The organism is Motiliproteus sp. MSK22-1 (assembly GCF_001968815.1).
Lineage (GTDB): Bacteria > Pseudomonadota > Gammaproteobacteria > Pseudomonadales > Balneatricaceae > Motiliproteus.
The window spans coordinates 305,424-324,525 of sequence record NZ_MIEQ01000096.1; the positions used below are offsets into that span (position 1 = coordinate 305,424).

Consider the following 19,102-nt stretch of genomic DNA (forward strand, 5'->3'; position numbering starts at 1 on the left):
AGGGGCAGTCTTTTTTGTGAACTCTGAACATTCTGTCCCTCTAATCGTTATTGTAGGCTACTGTTAGAAAATTGTGATTTGGTTTGCTGTAATAGTTCTGGTTTACGTCCTGATACACTATTGGGTAAAAGGGGCTGATATGGAGAAATTTTTGCTATGAGTCAGTCTGTTGTTCTAGGGGTTATGTCCCTTTATTTGTCAGCTTTTTCCTTTTCTGTCGCCGACGGACCCTTTGTTTTTGAGGAGGTAACCGATCAGGTTGTTGACTTGAATCCGCCTGGGATCGGTAACGTCTTTGATTATGCCTTTATGGATATCAATGATGATAATCGGCTGGATATCGTTTTGAATAATCATCATCGAAACAACCCGACCCCGATCTACTTGGGGACATCAGATAATAAGTTTAAATTCTGGAAAAATTTTCCGGAAGAGAATGCTGCCCATGCGGGGTTCTGGCTGGGAGAAGTTGATCTGAATGGTGATGGAAAAACAGATCTTGTACATACCGGCAACGAGGGCGGGGTTGTCATAAATATTAATACGGCTGAGAAAGGGGCGTATGAGCCGCAGTATATGCCGATTAACCTTAAGCCCCCGTCACCCTATGCTGCGTTTATTGATTTTAATGGCGATGGAGTTCTGGAAACTCTTACTAAACCGGGGCTGATTTACCAGGACGTCACGAAGAAAGCTGATCAAGAAGGCATTTTCCATGGGCTCTTTGTGATTAGTGACTTCAATAACGATGGCTGGCCGGATTTATTTTCTCCCGGAAATCGGGGGCGACATGCCCGGTGGAATGGACCCAGAAGACTGTACCAGAACAATCAAGGTGTTCTTGAACAGATAGATGGTGGGAGGTCGTTGATGAAGGGGTATCTTGGTGGTTTTGCTCGAACTGCCGATTTCAACAACGATGGAAACATGGATATTTATATATTTGCAAGCAAGAAAATGACACCAGAAGGGGAGGTGCTTAACAAAAAGATCTTTCCCATGAAGCTGTTTTTGGGTGATGGTCAATTTGGATTTACGGACGTGTCTGAACAGGCTGGGATAGCAAAATCGACACAAAGAAGCGGTTATAGCCAAGTCTATCTTGCAGACTTAGACAATGATAGTTTTGTTGATATCGTCAATCAGGGTAATTATGGGACGGTTTGTTGGCGTAATAATGGAGACGGCAGCTTTTCTGAAGTACCGGTGGCGTCAACGCCCTGGGCGATTAATAAGCACCTTCGCTTTGATGATTATGATATGGATGGACGATTGGATGTAGTTACCGGTGGTCCTGGGGCAAGTTGGAAAAGTCGTAAAACTTCTGTTTCAGTATTTCGCAATGTAACGGACAATAAAAATCGTTGGCTAAAACTTCAGGTTCGTCAATCAGATAAAAATACCATGGGAATTGGTGCGGTCATCACTATTTATCGGGCCGGGACAGCAAAGATTATTGGCAAACAGTTGATGCTGTCTGATACTGCTGGTCGCAATCCCCGTATGCACTTTGGCCTGGGTCAAATCGACAAAGTAGATATTGAGGTTATTTTTCCAACAACAAAAAAGAAAACACGTTTTAATGATGTTGAGGCTAATCGGTATGTTGTGCTACAACCGGATGGCAGTGTTACAGATGTGGTGTTTGGCAAAGAATAGTTCAAGTCTGATTAAATTCCTTGGTTTAGGAACATATTCTGAATAGCCTCTGTTTTTCTTTGTATCTAATCATATATAAATCAAATTGTTACAAGATTTACTTTAAAAATAGGACTTTTTCTTATGCCCATAACAGGCTTATATGACTAGGCTGTAGTAGCCAGTTGTTTACAAATCATGGACGAGCATTTCGAAAGAGAAATCCCAGAACGTCGGTTGTACACTGGTTCGTGGGCGGGGGATTCATACGCGACATGAAACTTTACCCGCCCTTTCACCCCTTTATGCTATACGCCTCATCTTGCGCCACTTTCAAAGAGAGACTCGCTAGAGTACTGTACTGGCTATGGCATACAGGGTTAAACGAATATTCTTTTCTGCCAAGATGAGCAAAAATGGTAGATTCTCGTTGTGTTTTCTATTAGTTTTCTTAACAAGCTCGTTTGAATTGCGCCAATCAGGTCTGGAACAAGCTAATAGGTATGATTATGAGTGATAAGAAAGAAAGGGATGTAGAGAAGCACTACTCAACTTCTGAGTTTGTCGCTAAGTTGCGACGTTTGGCTGATTCTCTGGAGAACGGTGAGAAATTCGAAATACAGATAGCTGGTGAGAGAATATATGTCCCTGTAAGAGCTTCTTATAGCATTGAGCATGAACGTGAAAACTCAGAAGAAGAAATTGAATTCCAGATAAAATGGTCAAACGAATAAAAGTTCACATAAGCTTCCGATTGCTTAAGTTAGACGTATACAGAGGTCATTGAGTGAGATAACTCTGTGAGGTCGAACCTGTTATTGGGGCGTCATGGGGTTTAGTCCTTCAGAACAATGGGTAATTCCTGCAAAGTAGGGTGCTGGAAGGAAAACCATAGGCTAAAATAGGACTGGTAAACCCCTCCAAAGCTGAGTTTGGAAGGAGATAGATAAACATTAATTGAAAAAACGGGATTCGTTATGCCAGAAAAGCAGGTCATTGAGCGATTAGAAGCACTTGTCCAGGTCGATAAAAGAGTTAACCATGCACTCGCTGAATTGGATAAAGGTCGGGATGATCTTCGAGAAGTTAAATCACAGCTCAAAGCCTTGAAGTCTTTGGACCCTGAGCGTCTGAAGAAAAATCTGGCTGAATCAAAAAAGAAAATTGCCACTAAAAATGACGAGATTAAGCTACAGAAAAAGGAGTTAGCAAAACTTCGTAAAGAACTGAGAGAAGTTAAAGCAGAACTCAGTGCCTCAAGCGGTGAAACTAACGCCTTTTACACCAGTTCATGTAAACAATGGGAGTTATTCACGACTGGCTTTAAGTTTTCTACTGAGAAAGCCACTTCTAATACTTCCCGTGTACGTTGTTTAAACAGAGAAACTGGCACAAGCGTCATTGCTAGCGCCCTCAATGAGGGTAAAGTCAGTTGGAGTGATGATATTGGCGTTCCAAATGAGGTTTCAGAAAAAGCTGCTGAGTATATAGCAGAGAATGGTCTGTCCACATCCCGCAGCTAAGTTGATGCGTTAATGGAATCAGGTGGTTTCTGCCTGGTTCTGTTTTAGGGGAGGATTACATCGGTACTGGTTCTATTGCTGGTAGTGTCCCCTTTGGATTGCTCTTTAAACAAGGGGCGCAAATGGCCGCCTAAGAGATCAATCACGCTGAAATTTGAGAATAAACCCTTTGAACGGTAGCTCAAGATAGTTGGTATGTGTCGGTTTTATGTGGGCATTACTATACCCGTACTTTTCCATTTGAAGGCTGAATTTATTTTTTCGTCCTCGCCCCGGATCTACCAGAATTACTTCACAGGCTGGATTGGCGTGATTTTCTATAAAATCAGCTAATAGCTGTATATGCTGATCTTCATACAGGAGGTCGCTGCCAACTATTAAGTCAAAGCGACCAAGTTTATCGGTTTTATCTGCCCAATCAACGCGTTCAAACTCAATAACTTTACCGTTGTTGAGTTTGGTGTTTCGCTGTAAGAAAAAACCTACCTCTGGATGGTAATCAGTGGCGGTGATATCCGCATTTTGCTTGTTGAGCAGTAAACTGGATAAGGCCATTCCACATCCAATCTCAAGTATTCTTTTGCGATCAGTTTGATAGTCTGAAAGGTAATGGGCAAGAACGAAGCCTGATGGCCAGATGACGCCAAAAAGGGGCCAGGTTGCAGAAGATATACCAAGGTTTTGAGCGATACCGTCAGGGTCGCTGAATTGTTGGTTATCCCGTAAAGTACAGAGATGAATATCGGTGCTACCAAACTCAACGGTCTGGTAGCGAACACGAACAGGTAATGTCATTATCTATCCCAATGGGTGAATGAGGCTAAGCCAGCTATCTTAAATAAATGACAAAACATGAGTTAGTTCAGGGTATAGCAATCTGAGGTAAGTGCAAGGCATTTAAACATGGTAAGGAAGGGGGCATCTGTTGATTGTCCTTCTATCGATCCTGGTCATTTGGTAATCCACCCGAAGAATGTTGGCATTATTTTTGACCCTTCAGGGACGGCTATTTGGATAGTGATCCAGCTGGATGAGTGCAATATACTTATTGAGGTCAAAACGAAATAAAGGAGAGTGAACTATGGCCGGTGGTTGGGCCCGTGATGGTGCCGTACAGGATCAAATCGATGCAAGTGTTGAAGATGCGGTTAAACTGGCAAGAAGTCGGTTATCTGCTGGCGAAAGCTTAACTAATTGTGAGGAGTGCGATACTGTCATTCCAGATGCTCGTCGAAAAGCAATCCCGGGAATTCGCTTTTGTGTTGCCTGCCAGTCTGCGCTTGAAGAGCGGCAAACTAAGTCGAATGGAATAAATCGCCGAGGCAGTAAAGACAGTCAGTTAAGGTAATTTGATCGTTGGTGTTTAATTGTTACCTTCTAATTGTTTGCTGGTTATACGTTCATAAGGATCTATACATACAGGGTCGTACAAATGTCCAAAAGCATTGATTACTATACCAAAAAGACTATCTCGTCATGGGATGAAGTTGCTCCCAGACATGCATCGACCAATGCTACGCTGTTTGTTGATGTTGCTGATAACCGTTTTAATAACCTCAATCCAGACTTTGATGCTCTTATAGATGGCTACGGAGTATTACATAAATCAGTTGTTCAAGTTTGTTGTAACAACGGGGTTGATCTGATTTCAATAAAAAATAAGGGGGCTGGTCGCTGCTTAGGTATCGATGGTTCCAGAGCTTTTGTTGATCAAGCTATTCAACTGGCGCAGTCATCTGGACATTCGGGCCTGGAATTTTGTCATTCAGACATTTATAGATTGCCCGACCTGTATCGGAACTCATTCGATATCGCGATGATTACTGTCGGTGTCTTTAACTGGATGCCTGATCTATTCAAGTTCATGGAAATTTGCGCGTCACTGATAAAGCCAGGCGGGGTACTTCTGGTCGAAGAAATTCATCCTATCCTTGGTATGTATGAGCAGGGAGAGCCTTCTTTTATAGATGCTTCATACTTTAATACGCAGCCGTTTAAGGACACCAGCGGTCTTGATTACTTTACAAATGAAAAGTATGAGGGCAAAGAGAATTTTTGGTTTCATCACTCACTAACCGATGTTTTTATGGCTGCAATTGCCAGCAATTTGCAGTTAGAGCATATTAAAGAATTGGATTACAACATCGGTAATTATTGCGCTGATCTGGAGTTTGTTGAAAACAATCCCCCACTTGGAATAAATTTAGCCTGGCGAAAATAGCATCAGTCAAATACCCAAGAGAGAGCTTTTCAGAAAGATAGATAGGATAGGGCGATTCATGATGAATGGTCAATCTTCTTAATAACGTCTATCCAGTTATCAACGTTCTTGCAAAACGATAACTGGAATCAACGTGCTACTATTCAGCACGTTTTTTTAATTCCATTTGAATCTCATTCTTGAGTCAGGGTTCCAGTAATGATGACTATGCGCTTGCTGAAATGTTGCTGTGGGGTCTTTAGGTCGGCTATTCGTGGCGGGAAGCCCAAAGACCTGTGGCATGGAGGCTATCGGGTTGACTATACCTTGATCTTGAGGTCTGGAGTAGTCACCGACCAAATAGGGTGTGTAGGGGGTAACGTAGTCGGTATCTCGCAAGTGACGGTTTGAATGCTTTCAGTCGGCTGGATATCACTCAGGTGGTTTAGAGAAGAGACAACTGTAGGTTTTTCACACATCAAGGCAGTAGCCATGTAAAGTTCCTTTTAAGTAGATTCCAATGAGCGGCGTGATGTTACAGGATGCTGTCATTGAAGTCTTGCGATTTTACAGTTAGCTAGAACTTCAATAGGCTGTAATCTATTTTGTCGATATTGACTTTCCGCTCAGCAATGAACGCATCATAATGTAGCCCATAGCTATCACTTGCTGCCGGTTCATTTCGGCTTTTCCAGCCACCAATTAGCTCTGCGTTCTCCTTGGATATACCGTATGCGTTAGCGGGAAGTGTGACGGAATAGCGCTCTTAATGCTCTTATAGTTCGTCCCTTAGTAAAGTCTGATGAAAATCCCGGAATTATTTTGCTGTTATAGCTGTTATAGCCGTTTTACCATAGCGATTTTGTAACCATAGCCCTCCTGAATCGTATATAAACCGTTGACAGTGTGTAAATTGCATTTTGTTCATAACGATGTAACATATTGTTAATTAACGGGTAATTATATAAAATATCAAGTCGTTACAGTTTGTTACACTTCCTTTCTCTACTTAACCCCATCTTAAAGTCGACAGTGATTTAATAAAACTACCTTAAGTCTATGGCTTAGGTTCACAACAACCGTGATAAAAAATATAACTAAAGGTAAAGGTCGATGAAACTAGCAAAGAAATCCGTATTGGGTATCGCATTGTCAGGTCTGATTAGCATGGGCGCTCAGGCTGGCAGCGTAGAAGTACTGCATTACTGGACTTCCGGCGGCGAAGCCAAGTCTGCCAGCGTATTGAAAAATCTGCTAGAGAAAGAAGGGCACCAGTGGGAAGATTTTGCGGTTGCTGGGGGCGGTGGTGAAAGTGCCATGACCGTTCTGAAATCTCGTGCTGTTTCCGGCAATCCACCAAGTGCTGCCCAGATCAAAGGTCTGGATATTCAGGAGTGGGCAGAGTTAGGGTTTCTAACCAATCTCGATAAAGTTGCCAAGAAAGCCAAGTGGGATGATCTGCTTCCTGAAGTAGTCAGTGACGTCATGAAGTACGAAGGGCACTATGTTGCCGTTCCTGTTAATGTTCACCGCGTAAACTGGTTGTGGGCTAACCCTGAAATTTTCAAAAAGGCAGGTGTTGAAATTCCTAAAACCTGGAGTGAATTCATTCAGGTTGCCGATAAAATCAAAGCGGCCGGATATACTCCTTTAGCTCACGGTGGCCAGGCTTGGCAGGATGCCACTCTATTTGAGGCCGTTGCACTGGGCGAAGGTGGTCCTGAGTTTTACGGTAAAGCCTTTGTCCAACATGATCAGGCCACTCTAACCAGTCAGAAAATGACAGATATTCTGGCTACCTTCAAAAAGCTGAAGTCCTATATTGATAGCGATTCCGCGGGTCGTGACTGGAATATAGCCACAGCAATGGTTATTAACGGTAAGGCTGCGATGCAAATTATGGGCGACTGGGCCAAGGGCGAGTTTACCGCTGCAGGCAAGAAGCCAGGTACTGATTATGTGTGTGTGGCTGCTCCGGGTACTGCTGATGCCTTCACTTTTAATATTGATAGTTTTGCTATGTTCGATGTTAAGGGTAGTGACAGCAAAACAGCTCAGGCAGATTTGGCACGACTGATTATGGAGCCTAGTTTCCAGGAAACGTTTAATCTGAATAAAGGATCTATTCCGGCGCGTTTAGGCATGGCTCGTGATAAGTTTGACAGCTGTGCTCACACTTCCATGGATGACTTCGTGTCTACCGCTGGTAATGGCGGTTTAGTACCTAGTATGGCCCATGGTATGTCAACCACGTCTGCTGTTCAGGGCGCAATCTATGACGTAGTAACCAACTACTTCAACAGCGACTCCATCACCGCCGAACAGGCGACTGAAAAGCTGGCACGTGCTATTCGAGCGGCTATCTAGCAGGGTTCTTCGCTCCTTTTCGGAGGAGCGTTTTTTTATCCAATCATTGTTAATGCAGTAAGGTGCCGTCTGACTCCTGCGGAGTTTTGATGGCACCAGTCTCCAAACTCGCATATAGGCTTCTGACGATGAATACAAGCAACGTTGTCAAACAGAATTCTGCTTCTGCAGTTTCTGACAGCCCTCAGGTTTCCACGGGAGGGTCTTTCGACTTTCTACAGCGTTGGTTGCCGAAACTGGTTCTGGGCCCAACCATTATTACAACACTGGTTTTTGTTTACGGCTATGTCATTTGGACTGGCGTATTATCAATGACCAAGTCACGTTTTTTACCCAACTACAATTTTGTTGGTTTCCTTCAGTATGAAAAGTTGATGGATAATGACCGCTGGTCCGTTGCATCGCTCAATATTCTTATCTTTGGAGGTCTCTTTATTCTGATCTGCTTGGTCATTGGTGTCTTAATGGCTATTTTGCTGGATCAGAAAATTCGGGCAGAAGGATCGATACGCACGGTTTTCCTTTATCCCATGGCCCTGTCGTTTATTGTCACCGGTACAGCCTGGAAATGGATTCTGAACCCCGGACTGGGTTTAGAGAAGCTGGTCCGTGATATGGGGTTTGAAAATTTTACTTTCGATTGGCTGGTCGACACTGAGATGGCGATTTATACCCTGGTTATCGCTGCTGTCTGGCAGTCTTCCGGTTTTGTTATGGCGCTGTTCCTAGCCGGATTAAGGGGCGTTGATAATTCTATTGTAAAGGCTGCTGAACTGGATGGTGCAAGCATGCCTACCATCTACAGACGTATTATATTGCCTCATCTGCGACCCGTGTTCTTTAGTGCTTTTATCATACTGTCCCACATTGCCATTAAGAGCTTTGACCTTGTTATGGCTTTGACTGGCGGCGGCCCTGGATACTCTACTGATTTGCCTGCCACCTTTATGTATGTCACTTCATTTAGCCGAGGGCAGATAGGTTTAGGTTCTGCCAGTGCAATGATGATGCTTGCTGTAGTTCTGGCAATTCTGATTCCGTACCTGTACTCCGAACTGCGAGGTAAGAACAATGCCTAATACCACTGCATCCAGTTCCTCCATGAACCGTTCCGTTACCCTGAGTCGAGTGGTGCTTTACGCCATTCTTTTAATAGCGGTAGTGTTTTATCTAATGCCTCTGGTGGTTATGCTGCTGACGTCTTTCAAGAGCATGGCTGATATTCGCGGCGGTAATCTGGTTTCAATTCCACAGGAATTTATTATTGCTGCCTGGGATAAAGCCTGGTCCAGTGCTTGTACTGGGGTTGAATGCGCGGGCGTAGCCCCGTTTTTCTGGAATTCGTTTCAGATCACGGTTCCTGCAGTGCTGATATCAACCTTTTTAGGCGCGCTGAATGGCTATGTGTTGACCAAGTGGAAGTTCAGAGGCAGTGATATCTTCTTTGGTCTGATGCTGTTTGGCTGTTTTATCCCTTTCCAGGTCGTTATTCTGCCAATGGCTCAGACTCTTGGTTGGTTAGGGCTGGCCAATACAACGACCGGATTAGTCTTCGTCCATATTGTCTACGGTATGTCGTTCACCACTTTGTTCTTCCGTAATTTTTATGTGTCAGTTCCCACCGAGTTGGTCAGTGCTGCGAAGATTGATGGGGCCGGTTTCTTCACTATATTCCGTCGCATTATTTTGCCGATATCAGGTCCGATTTTCGTAGTCTGCATCATTTGGCAGTTTACCCAAGTGTGGAACGACTTTCTGTTTGGTGTGGTTTTCTCCGGTGGGGATACTCAACCAATCACTGTTGCCCTCAATAACCTGGTGAATACCTCCCACGGCGTCAAAGAATATAACGTGGACATGGCGGCGGCCATGATCGCCGCGCTGCCAACGCTGTTGGTGTATGTTCTGGCTGGCAAATATTTTGTTCGTGGTCTGACAGCAGGGTCGGTTAAGGGATAGAAGGGGTGGTGATAAACAACACCTGGTAGACCGGATAGAAGCCAGTGCTGAATAGACGGCACTTGGTAGACAACGATTAACGAGCCTGACAGGTTCAAAGAATAAAAACGGGTATTCAAAATGGCTGCATTAGAAATCCAAAATGTTAAAAAGACTTTCGGTACCGTTGATGTTCTGAAAGGCATCGATCTTAGTATCAGTGATGGGGAATTTCTGATTTTGGTGGGGCCTTCTGGCTGCGGCAAATCAACGCTGATGAACACTATTGCCGGACTGGAAGACGTTACCTCTGGCGATATTTCAATCGGTGGTAATCATGTCACAGGGCTGGCGCCAAAAGATCGTGATATAGCGATGGTGTTTCAGTCCTATGCTCTTTACCCCAGTATGACGGTCCGGGGTAATATTTCCTTTGCACTTGAGATTCGTAAGGTGCCTAAGGCGGAGCGGGAAAAAGAAGTGGAAAGGGTTGCTGATCTGTTGCAAATAGGCCATTTGCTGGATCGAAAGCCATCACAGCTATCAGGTGGTCAGCGCCAGCGTGTTGCCATGGGAAGGGCTTTGGCACGACACCCAAAGATTTACCTGTTTGATGAGCCTCTGAGCAATCTTGATGCAAAACTTCGGGTTGAGATGCGAACGGAAATCAAGAAACTTCACCAGCGTCTGGGCACAACTATTGTTTATGTGACTCATGACCAGATTGAAGCGATGACTTTAGCGGATCGTATTGCTGTGATGAAGGATGGGGAAGTACAGCAGTTTGGAACACCCCAGCAAATTTATGATGATCCAGCGAATATGTTTGTGGCAGGTTTTATGGGATCTCCCGCAATGAACTTTTTACGCTGTGAAGTTGAGCACACCGAACAGGGTTATGCCGTGGGTGTCCGTACAGGAGGGGGGGATCTGCACCATTTGCCTTTGGTTCATGCTGACAGCTCTTTGCAGAGCTGGATCGGTAAAGAGGTGATTTTGGGACTGAGACCTGAGCAGATTACTCATGTAATTCCACACAAGACCGATGAATCCCATGTGGCTCGCTTTTCTGCAAAAGTTGAGGTAGCCGAGCCCACCGGGCCGGATACGTTGATATTGATTGACTTGAATGGGCAAGAAGTGGACTGTCGGGTAAACCCTACGGAAGAAAAACCCGTGGGTAGCCTGATGGAGTTTATGGTTGATATGTCCAAGGCTGTTTTGTTTAACCCGGAAACTGAAGCTCGGCTGTTATAATCGGCGCGGGTAAAGAATCGGCAGCTGTGCATAGGCCTGAATACTTAAGGGGTCTGATCAGATGTGTATGTAAGTTAAGCCGATTTTGCTGCAGCTTTGCCCAAGAAGCAGGGTAAAGCTGCCTGGCGAACAGATCCCTTTAGCAAAGCCTTAGTGGGTCCGGTAAGTTATTTGATGTAGCACCAGTGATAATAACCCGAGTTACCAGGGGACTGTTTGTTTTTTACAAACAGTAATTCTATTACGGCCCTCTTCCTTGGATTGATACAATGCTGTATCAGCTCTCTTCAGCAGACTCTTATCGTCATCTCCACTGACGTAGCGGGCAATGCCTGCGCTGCAGGTCACTTTGACTTCTTCATGGTTATCAGTGCAGAACACGGCTTTCTCAAGGCTTGTTCGTATCCGTTCTGCGGCTACGGAGCCATCTGGAGTAAAAGGCATTAAAATGACAAACTCCTCTCCACCGTAGCGAAATGCGCTGTCTGTGGTTCTGAGGTGTCGTTTAATAAGGCCTCCAAATCCTTCCAGTACCTTATCACCGAATACATGGCCATAACTGTCATTGACGGGTTTGAACAGATCAAGATCAAACATACAAACGGAAAGGTCGTGATTATGCCTTTCACAGCGTTTTATCTCTCGTTCTATCTCCTGAATAAAAAAACGGGTGTTGTATAGCTTGGTGAGTTCGTCGGTAATGCTCAGTTCTCTGTAAAGTTGCTCGCTTCGAATAAGCTCCAGCTCTGCCTTTTTTCTGTCACTGACATTGACCAGTGTTTCGATAGCGCCAATGATAACGCCAGATTCGTCTTGAACAGGTGATGCGGTAAATGACAACCATTCACCTTCGTCTCCCATTTCCGGGAAAAAATCTTCTGCAGCATAGGCCCCTTCCAGCACATCACAGGGACGGCATTTATTTCGATAAAACTGGTCGACTGTTTGGCTGTGATTGCCTTCCAATATGAGATCAGCCATCGTTGGACGCGAAGTTGTATAAAAGGGGCGCCATTGATTGCGAGTACCAATCATTTCGTCACAGGTCAGCCCTGTAAGTTGAGTGAGAGCCTTATTCCAATGGGTGATCACCCGGTCTTTATTAATTACAAAAGTCGGAATAGCAATTTTGTCGATCAATTGAGTCATAATTACCCTTTCAAAATATGGAATCTGAAAGCCGCACAGTTGATCAGATGGGGAACGGGATTGCCTGAAAAGCTGTTGTGATATTTGTGTAAACTGAGTATTGGTGCCTCATCCACAAAAGTGCTTCAGACTTTGTGACAACCAGATCCTTCGTAACAACTACACAATATTTGACAAGTCCTACTGATACTTCAGACCCGCTGCTTTGTGTTCTTTGTTTTCTCTGAGATACGAACAAAACAACGGCTGGACCAATAAGCTGTCTATTTTTAGACTAGACCCTTTAGCTGCAATTTTGTAGTTATCGCTGAATGAACCGACTACTCTTTCGTCTTTTAGGGGCATCTCAAAGCGAGGTGGTTAAAAAGATAGCCAGAAGAAATTTATCTTAACCGATTGCCACTGAAACGGTTGTGGGACCTGTTTTTGTTTTCCTTGAGACTGTTTAACAAAGCCTGAAGCAGATGGTGAGCTTATAAATGGGAAATTTACTCGATGCTGAATCTGTTTTAATTTTTAACTAAAACAGTCGCTTACCAATCATACTTAATATTAAGCAGAAATTAAGAAACCTTCAGCATTGCTGGGATTCCTTAAATTAGTAAGATTTGTACTGCTATCTTAATCGTTTTAGATGATCTTCGATTTCAGAGAATATCTAAACTAATAAAAACAAAACAAGAGTGTTGGTCGATGAAACTGAAAGCATTAAGCCAAGTTGCTTCTCTCGCTGTATTTTCAAGCCTTTCAATAAGTCAGGTTCAGGCTGCGACTATAACCATTTCCTGTGGTGCAGTGGGTGCAGAGTTTGAACTCTGTCAGGAAGGTACCAAGGCATGGTCAAAAAAGTCTGGGCATGAAGTTCAGCTGGTATCTACACCTAATTCATCAACCGAAAGACTTTCGCTCTATCAACAGATTCTTTCCGCCGGTGCTAAAGATATTGATGTGTTTCAGATTGACGTTGTCTGGCCCGGTATGTTGCAGAATCATCTGTTGGATTTAAAGCCGTACACCAATGGGAATGAAGAGCAGCATTTTCCATCATTAATCAAAAACAATACCGTGGAGGGACGCTTGGTTGCTATGCCCTGGTTCACTGATGCGGGTGTACTTTATTACCGAAAAGATCTGCTGGAAAAATATAACCAGGAGATTCCGATAACATGGTCACAGTTGACTGAGGTTGCAACCAGAATTCAGGCATCCGAACGAGCAGCAGGTCAGGAAAAAATGTGGGGCTTTGTCTGGCAGGGACGGGCTTATGAAGGACTGACCTGTGATGCCCTGGAGTGGATATATAGCCACAATGGGGGCACCATTATTTCAGCTACGGGAAAGATCGACATCTACAACGAACAGTCTGTGCAGGCTCTGAATACTGCACGTGACTGGGTGGGAAGTATTTCTCCTAAAGGAGTGCTGAATTACGCAGAAGAGGAGGCTCGGGGGGTGTTTCAGGGAGGTAATGCCGTGTTCATGCGTAATTGGCCATATGCCTGGTCCTTGGCTCAGGCAGACAACAGTTTGATCAAAGATAAAGTGGGAGTGACTGCCCTTCCTAAAGGCAGCTCTGATGGCAATCATGCCGGTACACTGGGAGGCTGGCAGCTCGCGGTGTCCAAGTACAGCGCTCATGCTGATTTAGCCGCGGATCTGGTGATGTATCTGACCAGTTACACCGAGCAGAAACGACGTGCTATCAAGGGGTCTTACAATCCCACAATTGATGCGCTGTATAAAGATGAAGAGGTGCTGGCGAAAGCACCGTTCTTTGGTGATCTTTATTCTTCCTTTGTCAATGGTGTACCTCGCCCATCTACGGTGACTGGTAAGCATTACAGCCGCGTGAGCTCTGCCTTCTTTAACGCGACTCACAACGTCTTGTCAGGAAAAGCAAGCGCCAAGAAAGCGCTGAAAAAGCTGGAAAAGAAGCTAAAACGCATTGGCAAGGGAGCCTGGACTCTCTGACAGTCCCTGATGAATTGTGATGAACGCGATTCTCCTTTGATTTGCGACTCCCTCATTTGTTGATTCAAGCAGGGAGGGTACACCCTGATCAATAGGGTACGAGCGAAGGTCGCGTTCAGAGCTGACTGATGAATCTGTGATTTAGTAACGATTGGCTGAGGCCCAGTGGGCTTGTTCGACGGTTCCCTTACTAACCACAGGTTTTTCCATGAACACTATTCTGAGAGAGGAGTCCGGGTTATGCCTGAGTATTCTCTATCCAACCAATCCGAAGATGGGGCGATGAATGATGAAGATGGCTCGATGAGTAATATAGCGGCAGTTGCTCATCATAATCGCCTGACGCGTCAGCGGATACGTTCCGCCTGGCTGTTTCTGGCACCTATACTGGTGCTATTAGCATTAGTTGCCGGGTGGCCACTACTGCGCACCATCTGGTTCAGTTTCACCGATGCCAGTTTTGCTGATCTTACGGTCTATTCATTTATTGGGTTTGAAAACTATCTCAGCTATGAGGATGGTGAGTGGTACGGTGTTCTGGCTGATCAGGAGTGGTGGGGCTCGGTCTGGAACACCCTGTTCTTTACTGTAGTGTCAGTTTCGGCCGAACTGGTGTTGGGAACGATTGTCGCTTTGACGTTGAATGCAAAGTTTCCTGGCAGAGGGTTAGTTCGAGCAGCAATTCTGATCCCTTGGGCTATCCCAACCATTGTTTCGGCGAAAATGTGGGGCTGGATGCTGCATGATCAGTTCGGCATTCTGAACCATATGCTACAAGGCATTGGATTGATCAGTGAACCCCTGGCCTGGACCGCTAATGCAGATCTTGCTCTTTGGGCCGTGATCATGGTGGACATCTGGAAGACAACTCCTTTCATGGCTCTGTTAATACTGGCATCGCTGCAGATGTTGCCTTCTGATTGCTATGAAGCTGCCAAGGTGGATGGTATTCACCCTGTTCGGGTATTTTTCAAAGTAACTGTTCCCCTCATTATGCCGGCTGTTATGGTCGCCGTGACGTTCAGGGCATTGGATGCGCTGCGGGTATTTGACCTGATTTACGTACTTACTTCTAACAGCGCAGAAACCATGTCTATGTCTGTTTATGCCCGGCAACAACTGGTGTCCTTTCAGGATGTTGGCATGGGTTCTGCGGCCTCGACCTTACTGTTTTTTATGATTGCCTTGATCACCATTGGCTACCTGTGTCTAGGGCGTCGACAAATGGCGGGAGATAACTGATGACTCGATCAGCGTTACGTAATCCTCATCGCAGATATTCTTTTCTAAGCACTAGAATACTAAAAAAGCGCGCCTTGCAAGCTGGTTTCCTACTGTTGATCAGTGCCATAGTGCTGTTCTCGGTATTTCCTTTCTATTATGCAATATTGACTTCATTGAAGAGCGGGCCGGGTCTTTTTGAGGTCAGCTATTGGATTGAAAGCTTTGATCTTGGCAATTACCAGGCCGTGGTTTCTCGTGATTCTTTTGTCCAGAGTCTGTTTAACTCGGTACTGGTTTCGACACTGGTTGTTGCCGTCTCCTTGTTGTTTGGGCTTACCGCAGCTTATGCACTGGGGCGCATACATTTTCGTGGGCGAGGCGCTGTGTTGATTATCGTGTTGTCCGTTTCGATGTTCCCTCAGGTCGCCGTACTGTCCGGGCTGTTTGAAGTTATTCGCACCCTGAACCTGTATAACAATCCCTTTGGTTTAGTGTTTTCCTACACCATATTCACGTTGCCGTTTACGGTTTGGGTGCTGACTACCTTTATGAAGCAGTTGCCAAAAGAGTTGGAAGAGGCTGCTATCGTCGATGGTGCAACTCCTTGGATTACGCTGACTAAAGTAATGATGCCGCTGATGTGGCCAGCCATGGCGACAACGGGGTTATTGGCCTTTATTGCAGCCTGGAACGAATTTCTCTTTGCACTGACTTTCACCCTTACTGACGCCCAACGAACGGTGCCAGTGGCTATTGCACTGATCAGTGGCAACTCCCAGTACGAACTTCCCTGGGGAATCATCATGGCGGCTTCGGTGATTGTCACGGTTCCGCTGGTGTTACTGGTACTGGCGTTTCAGCGCCGTATTGTTTCTGGTCTTACTGCTGGTGCAGTAAAGGGTTAAAAAACTATCTTCTTTAAAGATTTAATGAGTTGAGCACAGTTATGAAAAATGCGTTGAACTGGTGGAAAGGCGGCATTATTTATCAGATCTATCCGCGTAGTTTTATGGATTCCAACGGTGATGGAATTGGTGATTTGCCCGGTATTACCGGAAAACTGGATTATGTTGCAGATCTGGGAGTTGATGGAATTTGGATTTCCCCTTTTTTTACCTCGCCGATGAAAGACTTTGGATACGATATTTCAGACTACCGTGATGTTGATCCGATTTTTGGTACTCTGGATGATTTTAAGGCGTTGCTAATCAAGGCTCATGATTTAGGTTTAAAGGTCATGGTTGACCTTGTTTTAAGCCATACTTCTGATCAACACCCTTGGTTCCGGGAGAGTCGGCAAAATAAGCATAATGTTAAATCAGACTGGTTTGTTTGGGCCGATGCACAACCCGATGGCACTCCACCAAATAACTGGTTGTCGCTGTTCGGAGGAAGTGCCTGGACCTGGGACTCGCGGCGGATGCAGTATTATCTGCATAACTTTCTCGACAGTCAGCCCGATCTTAACTTCCATAATTCAGAAGTGCGAGAAGCACAGCTTGAAAACGCCAGATTCTGGTTGGATTTAGGTGTGGATGGGTTTCGTCTGGATACTGTGAATTTTTACTATCACAGTCAGGGATTGGAAAACAATCCGCCAGTGCCTGGTGGTGTGCCGAAAACTCTGGGGGTTAAGCACGATAATCCTTATGCATTTCAGCTTCACCAATACGATATCAGCCGTCCTGAAAATCTGGATTTCTTACGCCAGTTAAGAGCGGTCATGGATCAATATCCAGGAACAACGACGGTAGGCGAAATAGGTGCAGACGAGCCTTTGCAGATCATGGCAGATTACACAGCCCACGATGATAAATTGCACATGGCCTATACATTTGATCTGCTTAATGAACCTCACAGTGCCGAGTACATTCGAGGGGTCATTGAAAAACTGGAAGCGAAAATTGGTGATGGTTGGCCTTGCTGGGCATTAAGTAACCATGATGTGGTTCGCAGTGTAAGCCGCTGGGGAGAAGGACAGGATCCACAGGCATTTCCACGGATAGCCTTAGCGATGCTGATGTCTCTGCGGGGTAGTGTTTGTCTGTACCAGGGGGAAGAGCTTGGTCTGCCGGAGGCTAAGGTGCCTTTCGAACGTATACAGGACCCTTTTGGCCTGCCTTTCTGGCCAGAATACAAAGGAAGGGATGGTTGCCGAACTCCTATGGTCTGGGAGCAGAAAAAAGGGGGAGGGTTTTCTTCCTGCCAGTCTTCAATCGAGAGTTGGTTGCCGGTAGATGAAGAACAGCTGCCTTTAGCTGTACATAACCAGCTGGCTCAACCTGAGAGCAATTTACTGGCGCTAAGACAATGGATTGGTTGGCGCCAGCAGCAGCCTGCGTTGATTGAAGGGGATATTGAAATTATCCCGGACAGCGGGAATATGCTGTGCTGGCTGCGCCGCTGTAGCGAGCAGCAACTGCTGGTTGCCCTGAATATGACTGCTGAAACGTTGAGATCCCAAATTACCGTTAATATTCAGGAAGTGTTATCAGGCCATGGCTTTACCGGGCGTGTTGAAAACCAGGAAATAGTTTTGGAGCCCTATCAGGCATTGTTTGCCCGGATATAAGGCTTAGTGCTGTTAACTGGCTTTTTAAACAAATTTACGATTGAAGCAACAATGATAAAGACAGGAATCGTTCAGTGGAGTTGTTCCTTTAGGAGGCAGAAATGTCCGGATTAGTGCTTAACAAGATTAATAAAGCCTTTGGTAATGTTCGTATTATTCGTGATCTGGATCTGCAGATAGCTGACGGAGAGTTTGTCGTATTTGTGGGTCCTTCCGGTTGTGGTAAATCAACTCTTTTGCGCCTGATTGCAGGGTTGGAAGAGGCCAGTGGTGGTGAAATCTTTATCGATAACAATCTGGTCAATGATTTGGCTCCCAAGGAACGGGGGATAGGAATGGTTTTTCAGTCCTATGCGCTTTATCCCCATATGACTGTATACGAGAATATCGCCTTCGGTCTGAAATTATCCAAAAACAATAAGGACGATACTGACCAGCGGGTGAAAAGAACCGCTGAAGTTCTGCAATTGGATTCACTGGTGAACAGAAAGCCCAAAAACCTGTCAGGTGGTCAGCGCCAGCGTGTTGCCATTGGTCGAGCCATGGCCAGAGAGCCAAAAATCATGCTATTCGATGAGCCGCTCTCGAATCTTGACGCAGCATTGCGCGTCCAGATGCGTGCGGAAATTGGCAAGCTCCATGAGCGGCTGGGATCTACCATGATCTATGTTACCCACGATCAGGTTGAAGCGATGACGCTGGCCGATAAAATCGTTGTCCTTAATGCAGGCCGGATTGAGCAGGTCGGAACGCCGCAGCAGCTATACGATCATCCTGAAACCGTATTTGTCGCATCTTTTATCGGTTCACCGAAGATGAATCTGCTAAGAGGTGTTATTGCCAAACCAGACAGCAGGCATACGGAAGTGGAAATACCATTGCTCGGAACATGCAGGGCAGCGGTAAATTCCGAGTCGGCTAAACAGGGAGAAAAAGTACTATTTGGAATCCGGCCCGAACATGTATTGGTCCGCCATGCAGCGGAAGCTGAGCCTGGGCTGGACGTGGTTAACCAGGAGTATCTGGGAAATGAGTCCTTTATTTATCTTCAGCATCCAACGGATGATGAGATGTTTCTGATCAGAGTGGCTGGGCGAACAGATGCTAAGGTAGGACATCGTTTAGCGTTGCAAATGGACGCGGATCATTGTCATCTGTTTGGCTCCGATGATCGGGCGTTTCCGAGAGCAGAGGTGAGAGAAGCAAAGCAGCTTAACCAGGCGGTGTGAATGTAAAGGCTTGCGTGGGAACAAACTTCTGCGG

At 45.4% G+C, this 19,102-nt stretch carries 16 protein-coding genes; 14 read left to right on the top strand and 2 right to left on the bottom strand.

Annotated features, from left to right (window positions below):
• Positions 1-156: 156 nt before the first annotated feature.
• The 3 genes from BGP75_RS24985 to BGP75_RS24995 all read left to right on the top strand — a co-directional run bounded on the left by BGP75_RS24985 (position 157) and on the right by BGP75_RS24995 (position 3,161).
• Positions 157-1,659, top strand: coding sequence for a CRTAC1 family protein (locus BGP75_RS24985; protein ID WP_076721619.1), 1,503 nt, complete (start codon positions 157-159; stop codon positions 1,657-1,659).
• Between the two features lie 488 nt (positions 1,660-2,147).
• Entirely contained in the window at positions 2,148-2,372 is a 225-nt protein-coding gene (locus BGP75_RS24990) for an amphi-Trp domain-containing protein (RefSeq protein WP_076721844.1), read from the top strand.
• 243 nt (positions 2,373-2,615) lie between these two features.
• Positions 2,616-3,161, top strand: a complete 546-nt coding sequence (locus tag BGP75_RS24995) for a hypothetical protein (protein WP_076721620.1) — start codon at positions 2,616-2,618, stop codon at positions 3,159-3,161.
• A gap of 138 nt (positions 3,162-3,299) precedes the next feature.
• Here the strand turns inward: BGP75_RS24995 and BGP75_RS25000 are convergent, their stop codons facing one another.
• On the bottom strand, positions 3,300-3,956 hold the full coding sequence (locus BGP75_RS25000; RefSeq protein ID WP_076721621.1) for a methyltransferase: 657 nt from the start codon (positions 3,954-3,956) through the stop codon (positions 3,300-3,302).
• Between the two features lie 286 nt (positions 3,957-4,242).
• Between BGP75_RS25000 and BGP75_RS25005 the strand changes: the two genes are divergently transcribed.
• The 6 genes from BGP75_RS25005 to BGP75_RS25030 all read left to right on the top strand — a co-directional run bounded on the left by BGP75_RS25005 (position 4,243) and on the right by BGP75_RS25030 (position 10,923).
• Positions 4,243-4,509 carry a DksA/TraR family C4-type zinc finger protein gene (locus tag BGP75_RS25005; protein ID WP_076721622.1) on the top strand — a complete coding sequence of 89 codons (267 nt, stop codon included), beginning with the start codon at positions 4,243-4,245 and terminating at the stop codon, positions 4,507-4,509.
• Between the two features lie 84 nt (positions 4,510-4,593).
• A complete protein-coding gene (locus BGP75_RS25010; protein WP_076721623.1) occupies positions 4,594-5,382 on the top strand; it encodes a bifunctional 2-polyprenyl-6-hydroxyphenol methylase/3-demethylubiquinol 3-O-methyltransferase UbiG in 789 nt (262 codons plus the stop codon).
• Between the two features lie 1,092 nt (positions 5,383-6,474).
• Complete coding sequence (locus tag BGP75_RS25015; RefSeq protein ID WP_076721624.1) at positions 6,475-7,728, top strand: ABC transporter substrate-binding protein; 1,254 nt, start codon at positions 6,475-6,477, stop codon at positions 7,726-7,728.
• Between the two features lie 128 nt (positions 7,729-7,856).
• Positions 7,857-8,807, top strand: coding sequence for a carbohydrate ABC transporter permease (locus tag BGP75_RS25020; protein WP_076721625.1), 951 nt, complete (start codon positions 7,857-7,859; stop codon positions 8,805-8,807).
• Positions 8,800-9,687: a carbohydrate ABC transporter permease gene (locus BGP75_RS25025; protein WP_198939535.1), complete on the top strand. Its 888-nt coding sequence runs from the start codon at positions 8,800-8,802 to the stop codon at positions 9,685-9,687. The genes BGP75_RS25020 and BGP75_RS25025 overlap by 8 nt, the downstream gene beginning before the upstream one ends.
• A gap of 120 nt (positions 9,688-9,807) precedes the next feature.
• Positions 9,808-10,923: an ABC transporter ATP-binding protein gene (locus tag BGP75_RS25030; protein WP_076721626.1), complete on the top strand. Its 1,116-nt coding sequence runs from the start codon at positions 9,808-9,810 to the stop codon at positions 10,921-10,923.
• Between the two features lie 201 nt (positions 10,924-11,124).
• Here BGP75_RS25030 and BGP75_RS25035 read toward each other — a convergent pair whose 3' ends face one another.
• The gene (locus tag BGP75_RS25035) at positions 11,125-12,072 is read right to left on the bottom strand and encodes a sensor domain-containing diguanylate cyclase (protein WP_076721627.1); all 948 of its coding nucleotides are present in this window, start codon (positions 12,070-12,072) and stop codon (positions 11,125-11,127) included.
• 693 nt (positions 12,073-12,765) lie between these two features.
• Between BGP75_RS25035 and BGP75_RS25040 the strand changes: the two genes are divergently transcribed.
• The 5 genes from BGP75_RS25040 to BGP75_RS25060 all read left to right on the top strand — a co-directional run bounded on the left by BGP75_RS25040 (position 12,766) and on the right by BGP75_RS25060 (position 19,068).
• A complete protein-coding gene (locus BGP75_RS25040; RefSeq protein ID WP_076721628.1) occupies positions 12,766-14,043 on the top strand; it encodes an ABC transporter substrate-binding protein in 1,278 nt (425 codons plus the stop codon).
• A 303-nt stretch (positions 14,044-14,346) separates the two neighbouring features.
• Positions 14,347-15,285: a carbohydrate ABC transporter permease gene (locus tag BGP75_RS25045; protein ID WP_233153031.1), complete on the top strand. Its 939-nt coding sequence runs from the start codon at positions 14,347-14,349 to the stop codon at positions 15,283-15,285.
• Positions 15,285-16,172: a carbohydrate ABC transporter permease gene (locus BGP75_RS25050; RefSeq protein ID WP_076721629.1), complete on the top strand. Its 888-nt coding sequence runs from the start codon at positions 15,285-15,287 to the stop codon at positions 16,170-16,172. Before BGP75_RS25045 ends, BGP75_RS25050 begins: the two co-directional genes overlap by 1 nt.
• A gap of 41 nt (positions 16,173-16,213) precedes the next feature.
• The gene (locus BGP75_RS25055) at positions 16,214-17,839 is read left to right on the top strand and encodes an alpha-amylase family glycosyl hydrolase (protein ID WP_076721630.1); all 1,626 of its coding nucleotides are present in this window, start codon (positions 16,214-16,216) and stop codon (positions 17,837-17,839) included.
• Between the two features lie 101 nt (positions 17,840-17,940).
• Entirely contained in the window at positions 17,941-19,068 is a 1,128-nt protein-coding gene (locus BGP75_RS25060) for an ABC transporter ATP-binding protein (RefSeq protein ID WP_076721631.1), read from the top strand.
• Positions 19,069-19,102: the final 34 nt, after the last annotated feature.

Excerpts from the sequence above, each read along its gene's own strand:
- BGP75_RS24985 (WP_076721619.1), top strand. The coding sequence starts at position 157 with ATGAGTCAGTCTGTTGTTCTAGGGGTTATGTCCCTTTATTTGTCAGCT.
- BGP75_RS24990 (WP_076721844.1), top strand. The coding sequence starts at position 2,148 with ATGAGTGATAAGAAAGAAAGGGATGTAGAGAAGCACTACTCAACTTCT.
- BGP75_RS24995 (WP_076721620.1), top strand. The coding sequence starts at position 2,616 with ATGCCAGAAAAGCAGGTCATTGAGCGATTAGAAGCACTTGTCCAGGTC.
- BGP75_RS25000 (WP_076721621.1), bottom strand. The coding sequence starts at position 3,956 with ATGACATTACCTGTTCGTGTTCGCTACCAGACCGTTGAGTTTGGTAGC.
- BGP75_RS25005 (WP_076721622.1), top strand. The coding sequence starts at position 4,243 with ATGGCCGGTGGTTGGGCCCGTGATGGTGCCGTACAGGATCAAATCGAT.
- BGP75_RS25010 (WP_076721623.1), top strand. The coding sequence starts at position 4,594 with ATGTCCAAAAGCATTGATTACTATACCAAAAAGACTATCTCGTCATGG.
- BGP75_RS25015 (WP_076721624.1), top strand. The coding sequence starts at position 6,475 with ATGAAACTAGCAAAGAAATCCGTATTGGGTATCGCATTGTCAGGTCTG.
- BGP75_RS25020 (WP_076721625.1), top strand. The coding sequence starts at position 7,857 with ATGAATACAAGCAACGTTGTCAAACAGAATTCTGCTTCTGCAGTTTCT.
- BGP75_RS25025 (WP_198939535.1), top strand. The coding sequence starts at position 8,800 with ATGCCTAATACCACTGCATCCAGTTCCTCCATGAACCGTTCCGTTACC.
- BGP75_RS25030 (WP_076721626.1), top strand. The coding sequence starts at position 9,808 with ATGGCTGCATTAGAAATCCAAAATGTTAAAAAGACTTTCGGTACCGTT.
- BGP75_RS25035 (WP_076721627.1), bottom strand. The coding sequence starts at position 12,072 with ATGACTCAATTGATCGACAAAATTGCTATTCCGACTTTTGTAATTAAT.
- BGP75_RS25040 (WP_076721628.1), top strand. The coding sequence starts at position 12,766 with ATGAAACTGAAAGCATTAAGCCAAGTTGCTTCTCTCGCTGTATTTTCA.
- BGP75_RS25045 (WP_233153031.1), top strand. The coding sequence starts at position 14,347 with ATGAGTAATATAGCGGCAGTTGCTCATCATAATCGCCTGACGCGTCAG.
- BGP75_RS25050 (WP_076721629.1), top strand. The coding sequence starts at position 15,285 with ATGACTCGATCAGCGTTACGTAATCCTCATCGCAGATATTCTTTTCTA.
- BGP75_RS25055 (WP_076721630.1), top strand. The coding sequence starts at position 16,214 with ATGAAAAATGCGTTGAACTGGTGGAAAGGCGGCATTATTTATCAGATC.
- BGP75_RS25060 (WP_076721631.1), top strand. The coding sequence starts at position 17,941 with ATGTCCGGATTAGTGCTTAACAAGATTAATAAAGCCTTTGGTAATGTT.